The organism is Tardiphaga sp. 42S5, assembly GCF_034044155.1.
Taxonomy (GTDB): domain Bacteria; phylum Pseudomonadota; class Alphaproteobacteria; order Rhizobiales; family Xanthobacteraceae; genus Tardiphaga; species Tardiphaga robiniae.
In genome coordinates this window covers 3,002,255-3,016,662 of sequence record NZ_CP139027.1, presented here as the reverse complement: position 1 = coordinate 3,016,662, position 14,408 = coordinate 3,002,255, and the positions used below count along the sequence as shown (strand labels likewise).

The 14,408-nt window shown below is 61.9% G+C and carries 14 protein-coding genes; 2 read left to right on the top strand and 12 right to left on the bottom strand.

Annotated features, from left to right (window positions below; translation table 11 throughout):
- Positions 1-590 precede the first annotated feature (590 nt).
- Positions 591-1,517 carry a tRNA (adenosine(37)-N6)-dimethylallyltransferase MiaA gene (gene miaA / locus SFY93_RS14055; protein ID WP_320447541.1) on the bottom strand — a complete coding sequence of 309 codons (927 nt, stop codon included), beginning with the start codon at positions 1,515-1,517 and terminating at the stop codon, positions 591-593.
- Positions 1,518-1,520: 3 nt separating this feature from the next.
- Between miaA and serB the strand changes: the two genes are divergently transcribed.
- Complete coding sequence (gene serB / locus SFY93_RS14050) at positions 1,521-2,411, top strand: phosphoserine phosphatase SerB (RefSeq protein ID WP_320447540.1); 891 nt, start codon at positions 1,521-1,523, stop codon at positions 2,409-2,411.
- Positions 2,412-3,374: 963 nt separating this feature from the next.
- Here serB and SFY93_RS14045 read toward each other — a convergent pair.
- The 11 genes from SFY93_RS14045 to SFY93_RS13995 form a co-directional block, all read right to left on the bottom strand.
- Complete coding sequence (locus SFY93_RS14045) at positions 3,375-4,910, bottom strand: Do family serine endopeptidase (protein WP_320447539.1); 1,536 nt, start codon at positions 4,908-4,910, stop codon at positions 3,375-3,377.
- 199 nt (positions 4,911-5,109) lie between these two features.
- Positions 5,110-5,310 carry a DUF2065 domain-containing protein gene (locus SFY93_RS14040; RefSeq protein ID WP_068734021.1) on the bottom strand — a complete coding sequence of 67 codons (201 nt, stop codon included), beginning with the start codon at positions 5,308-5,310 and terminating at the stop codon, positions 5,110-5,112.
- A 168-nt stretch (positions 5,311-5,478) separates the two neighbouring features.
- Positions 5,479-6,372: a protease modulator HflC gene (gene hflC, locus SFY93_RS14035; protein WP_089268264.1), complete on the bottom strand. Its 894-nt coding sequence runs from the start codon at positions 6,370-6,372 to the stop codon at positions 5,479-5,481.
- A complete protein-coding gene (gene hflK / locus SFY93_RS14030; protein WP_089268263.1) occupies positions 6,369-7,523 on the bottom strand; it encodes an FtsH protease activity modulator HflK in 1,155 nt (384 codons plus the stop codon). Before hflK ends, hflC begins: the two co-directional genes overlap by 4 nt.
- 153 nt (positions 7,524-7,676) lie before the next feature.
- Entirely contained in the window at positions 7,677-8,213 is a 537-nt protein-coding gene (locus SFY93_RS14025; RefSeq protein WP_320447538.1) for a dihydrofolate reductase, read from the bottom strand.
- Entirely contained in the window at positions 8,210-9,004 is a 795-nt protein-coding gene (locus SFY93_RS14020; protein WP_231077555.1) for a thymidylate synthase, read from the bottom strand. The genes SFY93_RS14025 and SFY93_RS14020 overlap by 4 nt, the downstream gene beginning before the upstream one ends.
- Positions 9,005-9,172: 168 nt before the next feature.
- The gene (locus tag SFY93_RS14015; RefSeq protein ID WP_089268260.1) at positions 9,173-10,156 is read right to left on the bottom strand and encodes a tripartite tricarboxylate transporter substrate-binding protein; all 984 of its coding nucleotides are present in this window, start codon (positions 10,154-10,156) and stop codon (positions 9,173-9,175) included.
- Between the two features lie 127 nt (positions 10,157-10,283).
- Positions 10,284-11,849: a tripartite tricarboxylate transporter permease gene (locus tag SFY93_RS14010; RefSeq protein ID WP_320447537.1), complete on the bottom strand. Its 1,566-nt coding sequence runs from the start codon at positions 11,847-11,849 to the stop codon at positions 10,284-10,286.
- Positions 11,850-11,862: 13 nt separating this feature from the next.
- Entirely contained in the window at positions 11,863-12,363 is a 501-nt protein-coding gene (locus tag SFY93_RS14005) for a tripartite tricarboxylate transporter TctB family protein (protein WP_320447536.1), read from the bottom strand.
- Between the two features lie 92 nt (positions 12,364-12,455).
- Entirely contained in the window at positions 12,456-12,992 is a 537-nt protein-coding gene (locus SFY93_RS14000) for a chromate transporter (protein ID WP_320447768.1), read from the bottom strand.
- Entirely contained in the window at positions 12,989-13,591 is a 603-nt protein-coding gene (locus SFY93_RS13995; protein WP_089268257.1) for a chromate transporter, read from the bottom strand. The genes SFY93_RS14000 and SFY93_RS13995 overlap by 4 nt, the downstream gene beginning before the upstream one ends.
- A 257-nt stretch (positions 13,592-13,848) precedes the next feature.
- Here SFY93_RS13995 and SFY93_RS13990 point away from each other — a divergent pair, with 257 nt between their 5' ends.
- Positions 13,849-14,364, top strand: a complete 516-nt coding sequence (locus SFY93_RS13990) for an SspB family protein (protein WP_089268256.1) — start codon at positions 13,849-13,851, stop codon at positions 14,362-14,364.
- Positions 14,365-14,408 lie beyond the last annotated feature (44 nt).

Here is a 14,408-nt window from a genome sequence, read left to right as displayed (position 1 = left end):
TTTGTAACTTTGTTGCGCACAAGATCGGTCCGACTTTTCATAACTTGCGCGGAACATAGCCAGCAAACCGGGGATGTCAAGGGAAGTTGCTGTGATCGCGCTGATTTTGGAGCCTAGCCGGGTCTTTGGCGTTCGGCGAGCGGAAAAATCGGGCGGGCTGATATGCGGTAGGAGGAAATGCACGCCTAAGTTCACCAATCCGAAAGCCCACTCTGAAATTGTAGAAAAATGCTGGTTTGGCTCATCCCTCCCCTGTTCTTTTTTCTTGTCGGAGCGACGGTTGCATTGCTTGCGACGAAACAGGCTGAGCCCCTGGTCAGATGGACTATTATCGGCATCTCGTCAGCGATACTTTTGACGTTCTTTGTCTTGGTCAAGACGAACTATGGACCGTATCGCGCGGTCAGCGATGGTTTGTACGTCTGGGCCGGCCCTCACCACGTGGGTTTGGCTTTTGCATTCGCCATTTTCTATCGGCTGATGACTGACGGGTGCGCAGCGTTACTCGTTGGATGTATCGTTGGGACGTTGAATAGCACTGTCCGCCAACGCCAATCGCTGGATCATCGCGACACCCGCAGTGGGGTGGACTAGCGAAGCGCGGTATCCTCCAAGGTGCGCATTGCCTCCTCCACCGTCATCCATTCAAACTCCGGCAGTTGATGCCGAAACCAGGTGAACTGCCGCTTTGCATAGTGCCGTGTATCCGCGCGGCCGATCTCGGCGGCTTCCTCGCGCGAGATCTCGCCGCGGACATGCCGGATCAGCGCCGGCACGCCATGGGCCTTCATCGCCGGCAGCAGCGGATCGAGGTTACGTTCTGCCAGCGCCGCGACCTCGTCCAGCGCGCCCTCCTCCAGCATCTTGCCGAAACGCGCATCGATGCGCGCATAGAGCTCGTCGCGCTCCGGCGCGAGAAACAGCGCGGTCACGCCCTCCGGCGGCAGCAGCGGTGGCAGGCCCTCGCTGTGCCAGTCCGTGAGCGATCGCCCGGTCGCCTCCACCACTTCCAGCGCGCGGGCGATGCGCGCGCGATCACGCAGATTGAGCCGTGCGGCAGAGACCGGATCGACGCGCGCGAGCTGTGCATGCAATGCCTCTGGCCCATCCGCTTCCAGCCGCGCGCGAACATCGTCGCGTATTTCGGCGGCAACCGGCGGCACCGCGGACAAACCGCGCGTCAATGCCTTGAAGTACAGCCCGGAGCCGCCGATGAAGATCGGCAGCCTGCCCTGCGCGCGGACCTCGGCAAGCACGCGTGCAGCCTCTTCCACCCACGCCCCGGCCGAAAAATTCACCGCCGCGTCAACCGTGCCGTAGAGCCGATGCGGCGCCAGCGCCTCCTCGTCGCGCGTCGGCCGCGCTGTGAGCACGCGCAGGTCACGGTAGACCTGCATGCTGTCGGTATTGATGACCACGCCGTTTTGCGCGCGCGCCACGGCCAGCGCCAGCGCCGACTTGCCGCTGGCGGTCGGCCCTGCGATAAGCAGCGCTCTGTTGTCTGGCCCGGAACTCACGTCATGTCTCTCGTTGCGACCCTGATCTGCAACCCCGCCGATCCCGCTCTCGATAGCACGGTGATCGACGGCATGCGCGCAATCTTGCCGGGCGATACCGAGGCGCACTGGCTGAGCGACGGCGTCGCTGCCGACATCCTGTTCACCAGCGACCACAACATCCTCGCGCTCGGCGATCGCCTCCGCGCAGCCCGCGGCGACATGCCGATCGATGTTGTCGTGCAGCCTGTCAGCGACAGGCGCAAGAAGCTTTTTCTCGCCGACATGGATTCCACCATGATCGGCCAGGAGTGCATCGACGAGCTCGCAGATTTCGCCGGCCTCAAGGCCCATGTCGCCGCCATCACCGAACGCGCCATGCGTGGCGAGATCGAATTCGAGCCGGCGCTGCGCGAACGCGTGGCACTGCTGAAAGACCTGAAAGTCGGCGTCGTCGACGAGGTCCTGGCCTCGCGCATCACACTGACGCCGGGCGGCCGCGAGCTGGTACAGACCATGTGCGCCAATGGCGCCTATACCTGTCTCGTTTCCGGCGGCTTCACCCTGTTCACAGCCAAGGTTGCCGAACTCGTCGGCTTTCAGGAAAACCGCGCCAACGTGTTGCATGTCGCCGATGGCAAACTCACGGGCACCGTCGCCGAGCCGATTTTGGGCAAAGCCGCCAAACTCGCGACGCTGGTCGAGCTGCGCGAGTCCTTCGATCTCGACAATCTCGACACCATGGCCGTCGGCGATGGCGCCAACGATCTCGCGATGCTTCAGGATGCCGGTCTCGGCGTCGCCTATCACGCCAAGCCGGCAGTGGCAGCTGCCGCAGCAGCCCGGATCGATCACGGCGATCTCACGGCGTTGTTGTATGCGCAGGGCTACAAGCGCAGCGAGTTTGTGAGCTGAACCGTACTCGTCATTCCGGGGCGCATGAAAGCGGCGCAGCCGCGTAGTGCGAACCCGGAATCTCGAAGTGTTCAGCGCAAAACATGTCGGGATTCAGGGTTCGCGTCCGGCAAGTGCCGGCCGCGCCCCGGAATGACAGTTTGGAGCGGCAGGCATCACCTAAACATTCTTTCCTATTTGCCGTTGACAGAATCCCTATCTTGATTATATCCCCCTCTGTCCTGCCCCACCGAGAGGGGCGATCGCGATCGTCACGTTCGCGGGGCAGGATGCGGTGGACGCCGGAGATGCGGCGTCACGCGGTTTGGGGTGACGTCTGTCTTCGGGCAGGACGGATCTGCGCCAGCACTGCCACTGGCAAGGAGACGGCCGACCTTCGGATGGAAAGACCTCTGGACAGTGTGACGGACGACCAAATCGAAACGCGTTCGGCTTACTCGCTTGAGGCTCCCTTCCCATCGCCTTGGGACTTTAATTCGCGATCGGAGCGTTCGTCGAGGCAAAGTGCAAGCAACCGAAAAAACACCGCAGGCGGAACGTCGGGCACGCGCTCGGCGCCTCCGAAAGTCCTGATGCACACTACTCTGCGGAAGACCGCATTCGCATCAGGCCCAAGGGTGCAACGGGCACCCGGCGTTCCGCACGCCCTCTCACAGGGGGCAGGGAATGCAACAGACGACGGCGCCCCCGCGCCGCAAACAATGGGGGCGATGACGCATGTCTGAAGCACCGTGGCTGTTTGACAATTGAATCTGAATAACGTGACGCGCGAACGCCCAAACCAAACGCCGTCATGCGCGGGCTTGTCCCGCGTATCCACGCTTTGGCGACATCCACAGCAAGGCGTGGATGGCCGGAACAAGTCCGGCCATGACGTGTGGAGAGAACAGGGGCCACCCTCTCCGCTCGCTACGGTCGGAGGAGGGAGAAGAAAGAGCCACCGTTACTCTTCAGCGTGCAACCTTACTGCACGCTCAGCGCCACGAACCGCAATTCGCCTTCGGCATTGGACACCAGCAGCAGCACCGACTTCTTGCCGTCCTTCTTCAAGGCATCGACGCGCTTCTTGACGTCGGCGGCGTTGGTGACCGCTTCCTGCGCGACCTCGACGATGACGTCGCCGGCGGCCAGGCGCTTCTCGGCGGCGTCGGAGCCGGCATCGACGCCGGTCACGATGACGCCCTTCACGCTGTCCTTGATCTTGTACTTGGTGCGCAGATCCTTGCTGAGACCGGTGAGGTCGAGGCCCAGCGCCTTCTGCGTCGCCGGCTTCTCGGCTTCCGGCGTGGCCTTGATCGAGGCCTGCACCGGCTTGTCATCCTCGAGACGGCCGAGGGTGACCTGCTTGGTCTCTTCCTTGCCCTTGCGAATGATCAGCACATTGACGGCCTTGCCGACGGCGGTGCCGGCAACGATGCGCGACAGGTCCTTCGGCTCCTTGACATCACGGCCGTCGAACTTGATCACCACATCGCCGGGCTCGAGGCCGGCAGGCTTGGCCGGGCCCTTGTCGTCGACGCCGGCAATCAGCGCGCCGCGCGCCGGCTTGATGTTCAGGCTCTCGGCGATCTCGTCGGTGACCGGCTGGATGCGCACGCCGAGCCAGCCGCGGCGGACTTCCTTGTATTCGCGCAGCTGCTCGATGACGCCGACCACGGTCTTCGACGGCACGGCGAAGCCGAGGCCGATGGAGCCGCCGGTGGGCGAGATGATCAGCGTGTTCACGCCAACCACTTCGCCCTCGAGGTTGAACAGCGGGCCGCCCGAATTACCGCGATTGATCGAGGCGTCGGTCTGGATGTAGCTGTCATAGGGGCTGTTATTGCTGATCTCGCGGTTACGCGCCGATACGATGCCCGCAGTGACGCTGCCGCCGAGCGAGAATGGATTGCCGATCGCGATCACCCATTCGCCAAGCCGGAGCTTTTCGCTGTCGCCAAACTTGACGGCGACCACGGGCTTTACCGGCGTGAACTTCAGCACCGCCAGATCAGTCTTCTTGTCGACGCCGACCAGCTCGGCCTTGATCTTGGTGCCGTCATTCATGATGACGGTGATCTCGTCGGCACCATCGATGACATGGTTGTTCGTGACCACGACACCCGAGGTATCGATGATGAAACCGGAGCCCAGCGAATTGGTCTTGCGCGGCTGAAGGCCGCCATTCTTGTCGCCGCCGGGGCGGCCGCCGCGGTTCTTGAAGAAGTCGTCGAAGAACTCCTCGAACGGCGAGCCTGGCGGCAGTTGCGGCATCGCCCCGCGGCCACCGCCCTCGCCCTTGTCGCTGTTCTTCGCCTCGACAGTCGAGGTGGTCGAGATATTGACCACGGAATCGATCACCTTCTCGGCGACGTCGGCGATGCCATCCGGTCCGCGGGCCGAGGCCGGCGCGGAAAACGTGACCGCGGCGCCAAAACAAAGCGCCGTCAGCAGCGGACGCAGGCCGCTATACGGTGCACGGCGCGAAACGGAGCTCAGAGAGGGATGAGCGATGGACATGTCGGAAACGTCTCCAAAAGAGAGTCGGCAAATTTGACTGAGAGTGCGCCCGAACGGCGACATCGCGCAAGCCTTCGCGCGGGCCATCCGGCTGGCCCATCTGGGACGTGGATTGCGGCGGAATGCGGACGTAAACGTGCACGATCGCGTTGATCTGGAAGAGCTTTTTCGGACGCCCCGGAGAGATCACGATCCGCCGCTAGCGCCGGATCGCCCAGATCAGGATCAGGCCGCCAACGGCCGAGACCAGACCGGCAATGCGCAGGATGTTGTCAGGGCTTTGCAGCGCGCTCTTCATCGCGCGGCGCATCCATCCGGGAAATGCCAGGAACAGGATGCCTTCGAATACGAACAGGATTCCGATGCCGATGAGGAAGTCGGCAAACGCTATGGACCTCATCCGACTTCAACTCCCGAACGTTCGCACCCTGGCCGCAGTTTCTTGGCAGTTTTCTTGGCGCTTTTCTGAAAACAAATGAGGCGCGCCACGATGGCGCGCCTCATCCTTTAGATCAGAGTGGCAGCGAACGCAAAACAGGTATCCGCGTAAGCTTAACCAGTGACGCCGCTACTGCGGCTTTGCCGCGGGGGGCTTTCCCGACGGATTGGCGAAGAAGCGGAAGAACTCCGAATCCGGCCGCAGCAGGAAGCGGGTGTCGTTGCTCTTCAATCCGTTCTCGTAGGCTGTCATCGAGCGGTAGAACGCGAAGAACTCCGGATCCTGGCCGTAGGATTCGGCGAACAGACGGTTGCGCTCGCCGTCGCCGGCACCACGCGTCTGTTCAGCCGTCGAATTCGCATCGGCGATGATCACCGTTGCTTCACGATCGGCCTTGGAGCGAATCTCCTGCGCCTTCTGGCCACCGCCCGCGCGGAATTCAGCAGCTTCCCGCTGACGCTCGGTCTGCATCCGCTGATACACAGCCTGGCTGTTCGCCTCCGGCAGATCGGCGCGGCGGATACGAACGTCCACGACGGAGATGCCGTAACCGTCGGCTTCCTTGTCGAGCTGCTCGCGGATCTTGTTCATCAGGTTCTCGCGCTCGTCGCGCACGATCTGGATGAAGGTGACCTCGCCGAGCACACGGCGCATGGCCGCGTTGAGCAGCGTGGTGAGCTGGATGTTCGCCGCCTGGATCGACCCGATGCTCTGGTAGAAGCGCAGGGCATTCTTGATCTTGTAGCGAGCGAAGGCATCGACCACCAGACGACGCTGGTCATTGGCGATGATTTCCTGAGCCGGGTTTTCCAGATCGAGGATACGCTTGTCGATCGAGATCACGCTGTCGATGAACGGGATCTTGAAGTTCAGACCGGGTTCGGTGACCACGCGAACGGGCTCGCCGAGTCGCACCACGAGGGCCTGTTCAGTCTGGCGCACCGTATAGATCGAGCCGAAGCCCACGATGACCAGCACCAGCACTACAATCAGTGCAACGATACCTGAGATGCCGGTTTTCATCGGGTGCTCCCGCTCTGCTGAGGCTGACCAGATGGCGCCGGAGGCTGACGCCGCGGCGTCAGTTCATTCAAGGGAAGATAAGGCACGACGCCTTGCGACGCGCCGGCGCCCTGGCCGCCGTCATAGACCAGCTTCTCGGCACCGCCGAAGATCCGCTCCATGGTTTCGAGATAGATACGCTGACGGGTTACGTCCGGCGCCTTCTTGTACTCGTCATACACTTTGAGGAAGCGCGCGCTCTGGCCCTTGGCTTCGGCGATCGCCTGTTCGCGATAGCCTTCGGCGACCTGCAGGATCTGCGCGGCGCGACCGCGCGCATCTGGCACAACGCGGTTGGTATAGGTCTGGGCTTCGTTCTGCAGACGCTGCGCGTCGGCCTGTGCCGCCTGCACGTCACGGAATGCATCGATCACCTGGGCAGGCGGATCGACCTTCTGCAGCTGGACCTGCTGGATCAGGACGCCGGCGCTATAGCCGTCGAGCGTCTTCTGCATCAGTTCCTGCACCTGGGTTTCGGTGGTGGTGCGTGCGCCGGTGAGGATCGGCTGAATGTTGGCGCGGCCAACGACTTCACGCATCACGCTTTCGGCGACCGCCTTCACGGTGCCTTCGGGGTTCTGGATGTTGAACAGGAAGTTGCCGACACCGTCGGGCTTGATGCGCCACAACACGGTGAAGTCGACATCGACGATGTTCTCGTCGCCGGTCAGCATCAGGCTCTCTTCCGGCACATCGCGGATGGTGCGGCCACGGCGACCGGTGTCTTCCAGGATCGACATGCCGACCGACAGCGTCGATACGCGCAGCGCCTTCGGCAACAGCACGGTCTCGATCGGATAAGGCAGATGATAGTTCAGGCCGGGCTGCACGGTGCGGACATGCTTGCCGAAGCGCAGCACGACACCGAGCTCTTCGGACTGCACGCGGAAGAAACCGGACAGACCCCAGATCACGAGCGCCACGGCAAGCACGAGCGCGATACCCATGCCGCTGACGAAGCCGCCGGGCAGCATCGACTGCAGGCGGTCCTGCCCCTTGCGCAGCAGATCCTCAAGATCAGGCGGCCTCGGTCCGGATGATTGCGGACCAGAACCCCAAGGTCCCTTCGGACCAGAGCCCCATGGGCCTCCGCCTTGATTCTTCCACGGCATTCAACACTCTCCTCTGCGCGGCCGGACATACCGGTCTCGCCACGTCTGCATGGCTTTATAGGGGACGACCCCAGCTCTTACAACGCGGGGTTCTTGATCGCTGGAGCTATGCCCGAGGCCGCGAAAGTCAATGTTAACGGGCGGAAAACGCGGTTAACGAGGCGCTCTCCGGCAATATGTCACATAGGAGAAATCGACGCTGTCCTCGCCCGCCGCCGCATTCCTGACGCGTGCCACTTCTTCCCACACAGTGAGATCGACCGGCGGCATAAAGGTATCGCCGGTCGGCTGCGCGTGAACTTCGGTCACTTCGAGACGGTCGGCGATCCCCATCCATTGGGCATAGATCTCGGCGCCGCCGATCACGGCAATCTCAGTGACCAAACGCCGCAGCGCATCGCCAGTCGCCACCGCGCGCGCATCGGCAAGCGACGTGGTGACTACAGCCCCAGCGGCCTGATAGTCGGCATTGCGCGTGATGACGATATTGGTGCGGCCCGGCAGCGGTCGCTTCGGAAACGACTCGAACGTCTTGCGCCCCATCACGATCGGCTTGCCGATGGTCAGCGCCTTGAGCCGCTGCATGTCCGACTTCAGCCGCCATGGCATGGCGTTGCCCTGCCCGATCACGCCGTTCTCGGCTACGGCGTAGATGAGGACGATCTGAGGAACGGGTGTCGCTGCGGTCAAACCGCGACCTCGGCCTTGATATGCGGATGCGGATCGTAGCCTTCGAGGGTGAAGTCCTCGTAGCGGAACGCGAAGATGTCCCTCACGTCCGGATTGATCTTCATCACCGGCAGCGTACGCGTCGGCCGCGTCAACTGCAGCCGCGCCTGCTCCAGATGGTTGGAATAGAGATGCGCATCGCCGAGCGTATGGATGAAGTCACCAGCCTTGAGACCCGTGACCTGCGCGATCATCATCGTCAGCAGTGCGTAGGACGCGATGTTGAACGGCACGCCCAAGAAAACATCTGCCGAGCGCTGATAGAGCTGGCAGGACAGCTTGCCGTTGGCGACGTAGAACTGGAACAGGCAATGGCACGGCGGCAGCGCCATCTTGTCGATCTCGGCGGGATTCCACGCCGTCACGATCAGCCGGCGCGAGTCCGGATTGCGCTTGATCATGTCGACCACATTGGCGATCTGGTCGATGCTGCGTCCGTCCGCCGTAGGCCACGAGCGCCACTGCGATCCATAGACCGGACCGAGATCACCATTGGCGTCTGCCCATTCATCCCAGATCGAGACGCCGTGGTCCTTGAGATATTTGATATTGGTATCGCCTGCCAAAAACCACAGCAGCTCGTGGATGATCGCCTTGAGCGACAGCTTCTTGGTGGTCAGGACGGGGAAGCCATCACTGAGCTTGAAGCGCATCTGATGGCCGAACACCGACAGCGTGCCTGTGCCGGTGCGGTCGTGCTTCTCGGCACCGTCGCTCAGGATTCGCTCTAGCAGGTCGTGATACTGGTTCATGGTCGATCTTGCGGGCTTGTGAGCGGGCGAACTTATCGCCTCGGCCGGTGGTCGGACACGCCGATTCCCGGATTATACCCGAAAAAGTGTGTCCCCGCCCCGCAAACGACAAGGGCCGGATCCCTTGGGGATCCGGCCCTTGAAATCAACCGGCTAGCCGGTTCCCGATCACATTGCGGGCTTGAGCACCGCCGACCACTTCTCGACTTCGCTCTTCACCAGCGAACCGAGCGCAGCCTGGGTGCGGGCTTCCGGCTTCGGAATGTCCGAACCGAGATCGAGCAAACGCTTCTTGACGTTTTCGTCGTCCAGCGCCTTGGCGGCCGCGGCGTTCAGCTTGGCAGTGATCGCGGCAGGCGTGCCCTTGGGTGCGAAGATCGCGTTCCAGGCCGAGGCCTGATACTTCGGCAGCCCGGCTTCGATGGTGGTCGGGACGTCCGGCAGCGACGGGTTACGATCGGGCGTCGCAATGGCATAGGCCTTGATGGTGCCGCCCTTGATCTGCGGCACCGCGTTGACGATCTGGTCGCACATATAATCGACCTGACCACCGACCAGCGCGTTCATCGCCGGACCGGTGCCATTGAACGGCACGCCGGTCGGCTTGATATCCAGAACCGAGCTCAGCAATTCGCAGGACGAGTACGACACCGAACCGACGCCGGCATGAGCCATGTTCAACTTGTCGCTGTTGGCCTTCACATAGGTGACGAACTCCTTGAGATCCTTTGGCGCGAAATCCTTCTTCGCCAGGATCAGAATCGGCGTGCCGGCCAGCAGCGCGACGGGCTCGAAATCCTTCTCGGGGTGATAAGCGAGCTTCGGATACAGCGGCACCGCCGCAGCATGGGTGCCCATGTGGCCGGTGATGATCGTGTAGCCGTCATTGGCCGCGCGCGCTGCACGCGTCGCGCCGGTCGTGCCACCAGCGCCGACGACGTTCTCGATGATGATCTGCTGGCCCAGCGTCTTCGACATATCGGCAGCGACGATGCGCGCGATGACGTCGGTGGGGCCACCGGCCGCGAACGGCACGATCATGGTGATGTTGCGCGTCGGGTATTCCTGCGCCTGAACAGTGGTTGCCAGTGCGCCGAAGCCGGCGACGGCCGCCAGGCCACTGATCGCAACTCTGCGATTGAACAGCTTCATTTGGTTTCCTCCGAAAATGTTTTTGCCGCGAAAATAACGACAGTCGCGGGACTGAATACAAGCAAAGGCCCGAAGTCTATTCGACTTCGGGCCGTGGCGTAACGACGCAGATGCGTTGAGAGATTCGTCAGCTCTCGGATTCGACGAAGACTTCGTCGCGCTTCTTTCGCAGTGCGGGAAGCACAGCGAGGATCAGCAGGAACGCCGAGATTGCCATCAGGGTGGCCGACAACGGACGGGTGAAAAACACAGTCGCATCGCCGCGCGAGATCAACAGCGCACGACGCAGGTTCTCTTCCATCAGCGGACCAAGCACCATGCCGAGCAGCAGCGGCGCCGGTTCGAAGTCATGCTTGATCAGCCAGTAGCCGAGCAAACCGAACACGCCTGCGAGCACCACGTCCATCGGTGCGTTGTTCACCGAATAGATACCGATGCTGCAGAACACCACGATCGAAGGGAACATCAGGCGATACGGCACACGAAGCAGCCGAACCCAGATGCCGACCATCGGCAGGTTGATGACGAGCAGCATCAGGTTGCCGACCCACATCGAGGCGATCATGCCCCAGACGAGTTCCGGCTGCTTCTGCATCACCTGCGGACCCGGCACGATGCCATGAATGGTCATCGCGCCGACCATCAGAGCCATCACCGCATTCGGCGGAATACCGAGGGTGAGCAGCGGGATGAACGAGGTTTGCGCTGCAGCGTTGTTGGCGCTTTCCGGCGCCGCAACGCCTTCGATCGCTCCACGGCCGAAACGCTTCGGATCCTTCGACAGCTTCTTCTCAAGCGTATAGGCCGCGAAGGATGCGATGACCGCGCCGCCGCCCGGCAGAATGCCGAGAATGGAGCCGAGCACCGTGCCGCGCAGAATGGCAGGCGCAGAGTCCTTCAAATCCTTCTTGGTCGGCATCAGGCCCGTGACCTTCTGCTGCACGAGTTGGCGATCTTCCTCGCCGCCCGCATCCAGGTTGCGGATGATTTCCGCAAAGCCGAACAGGCCCATGGCGACCGTGGCAAAGCCCAGGCCGTCAGCAAGTTCAGGGATGTTGAATGACATGCGCGACGCGCCAGTTTCGATGTCGGAACCAACCATGGACAGCAGCAGACCGAACACGATCATCGCGATCGCTTTCAGCACCGAGCCCTTGGCAAGCACCACGGCGAAGATCAGGCCGAGCACCATCAGCGAGAAGTATTCTGCCGGACCGAACGCAAGCGCGAGCTTGGTGAGCGGCGCGCCGAGCACAGCGATAAGGACCGTCGCAACGCAACCCGCAAAGAACGAGCCGATTGCTGCAATCGCGAGCGCCGGACCGGCACGGCCCTGCTTCGCCATCTGGAAGCCGTCGAGCGCAGTCACGACCGAACCTGCTTCACCCGGAATGTTGACCAGGATCGACGTGGTCGAACCGCCATATTGCGCGCCGTAATAGATGCCGGCGAGCATGATCAGCGCGCCGACCGGCGGCAGACCGAACGTGATCGGCAGCAACATCGCCACGGTGGCAATGGTACCGATGCCCGGCAGCACACCGACCAGCGTACCGACCAGCGCACCGATCAGACAGAGCAGAATATTGATCGGAAGCGGGATCGACATTCCGCCGAGGAACGCCGGCGTCCACTGCACGAACTGGAAGACGGTGCTGAAGCCAAGACCGAGATTCGAAAAAAGATCACCCATGACGCCCTCGTTCTTAGCGGATCAGAAATGTCGGCCACATCTGCAACGGCAGACCAAGCGCGTACGGGAACAGCAAGGCGCAGAAGCCCGTGAGGCAAGCGCCAACGATGATCGTTTCTTTCCAGCGCGTCTCGTGCGTACCGAGCGCGGCGATCAGAAAACTCGACATCGCCGCGAAAATCATGCCCATCGGACGAATGCCAACCGCGAAAACCAGAATAGCCAGCGCCACAAAAAACGGACCGCGCCAGTGGAACTTGGAGAGCCCGGGGCCTTCTGTGAAAATGCCGACGACGGTTACGGCTGCACCAAGACCCAGCAGCAGAATGCCGAACATCCGCGGCGCGGTACCTGCTCCGAACGAAAAGCCATGCATGCCCTGCAGATCGCTGGATGCCCACAGAGCAAATGCAGCAATCGCCACCAAAGCAAGGCCGCCGATAAAGTCTTGAGGGCCTTTGACCCAGCTCGGTAAGATAGATTTCTCCGGCGCATGGCTCGGCGCATCACTCATTGGTACGTTCCCCTGTCACGAGCATTTAGCCCAAACAACATCGTTCGGAGACCGCCCAACGGCTCCGTGGTCAAGCTTGCTAGCGATTTTCGTTAGAGAACGCCAGCGAAACCAAGAAGGCCCCCGGCAACTAACAACCATAGCGGGTTAAGCCGCGTGGCAAACGCCAAAACGGCGGCACTCCCCGTTACCAGAAACGCCGTCCAGGTGGTGTCGGACGCGAACAGCAGAACCAGCCCGCTCGCGCTCATGAGACCTATCGATAAGGGGACCAGCGCGGCCTGTACGATTCCCGGCCATTGCGCGTGGCCCGACCGCGCAAGCAATTGGCTGACAAAATAAGCAAACACGGCCGTCGGCCCGCACATGGCCAGTGTTGCAACCATTGCGCCGAGCATGCCGGCGACCTGATAGCCGATCAGCGTCACAATGAGAACGTTCGGCCCCGGCGACAGCTGCGAGATCGCAAACACATCCGCGAACTGCTTGTCGGACATCCAGTGATTGACATCGACCGCGAGCCGATGAATTTCGGGAATGGCCGAATTGGCGCCGCCTACGGCAAAAAGCGACATCAGCCCGAACGACCAGGCCAGCGTGACAAGCGATCCGGGAGTGGCATCGTTCATGCTGCCGCCCGCCGTCGCATCAACATGGTCAGGCCGATACTGACAGGAATCGACACCAGAAGAACGGTCGGCAATGGCCATCGCATCACGCCAACGGCGACGAAAACGGCGATCAGGAGCGCCAGGCTAACCGGCTCACGCTTCTTCAGAAGAGGCAGCATCATTCGGAAAATCACCGCGAACAGCAGTCCAACGGCAGCGCATGAGACGCCGGCCAGCGTGCGCCGCAGCGCTTCGATATCCCCAAAGCGTGCATACAGGATCGCCAGAATGGTCACGATGACCACGGGCGGACCCAGCAATCCCGCAAAGGCTGCAATAGCGCCAGGCACACCGCGAAACCGCGCCCCGAACACCACCGACAGATTGACGATATTCGGCCCCGGCAAGAAATGGCAAAGTGCGAAAGTCTCATTGAATTCCTCGGGCGTCATCCAGCCGTGCTGCTCGACGATCGCCCGGCGCGCCCAAACCAGAACGCCACCGAAACCGGCCAGGGACATCTTTGCAAAGGCGAGGAATAGCGTCAGCAGTCCCGGCGGCGATGCCGACGCGAGTTCTGCAATGGGGGCGTCAGCCTGTGGTGAACTTGGACGCATGGTCCAGAACTAGGGCCATCCGTCCATCGGGCCAATCGATTTTTGCCTGTTTCCACGCCAATCGGCGGTTGAAATGACCGCCCGGCTGTATCGCGTCCAATTTGCGTCATATATAGAAGGCGCCAGCTTTTCCGGCTGCTGACCTCGGGTCAAGACCGGGATAGAATAGATAGAACAGTATGTGACGCGAGTCGGCCTCCCGGCCTCGCCCTCACTCCATATATGGCCACGACCAAGACAAGCGACGGGACCGACCGATGGCAACCGATCATATTCGATACGATGTGCTGGCGCGCGACGCCCTTCGTGGCGTTCTGCGGCGCGTGCTGATCGACGCTGCTGAGCACGGCCTGCCGGGCGAGCACCACTTCTTTATCACCTTCGTTTCAACGGCCGACGGCGTCAAACTGTCGCCGCGCCTGCTGGCCCAGTATCCAGAGGAAATGACGGTGATCCTGCAGCATCAGTTCTGGGATCTCGTGGTCACCGAAGATCGCTTCGAGGTCGGCCTGTCCTTTAACGGCATCCCCGAGCGCCTGGTCGTGCCGTTCAACGCCATCAAGAGTTTCTACGATCCCTCGGTGCAGTTCGGCCTGCAGTTCGAAACCGAAACCGCTGTAGAGACCCCGGCTGCCGGTGCGTCGTCCGCAGCCACTGCGGCATCTGCTCTCGCCGCCCCTCCGGCTCCGCCCGCGCCTGCTTCAGAGGAAGAACCGCCAAAATCGGGCGAAGGTGCAGAAGTCGTCCGTTTAGACCGCTTCCGGAAAAAATAATCGCAAGACGTTGTAAGGTGCCGGGGCCGCGTTCGCGCGGCCCC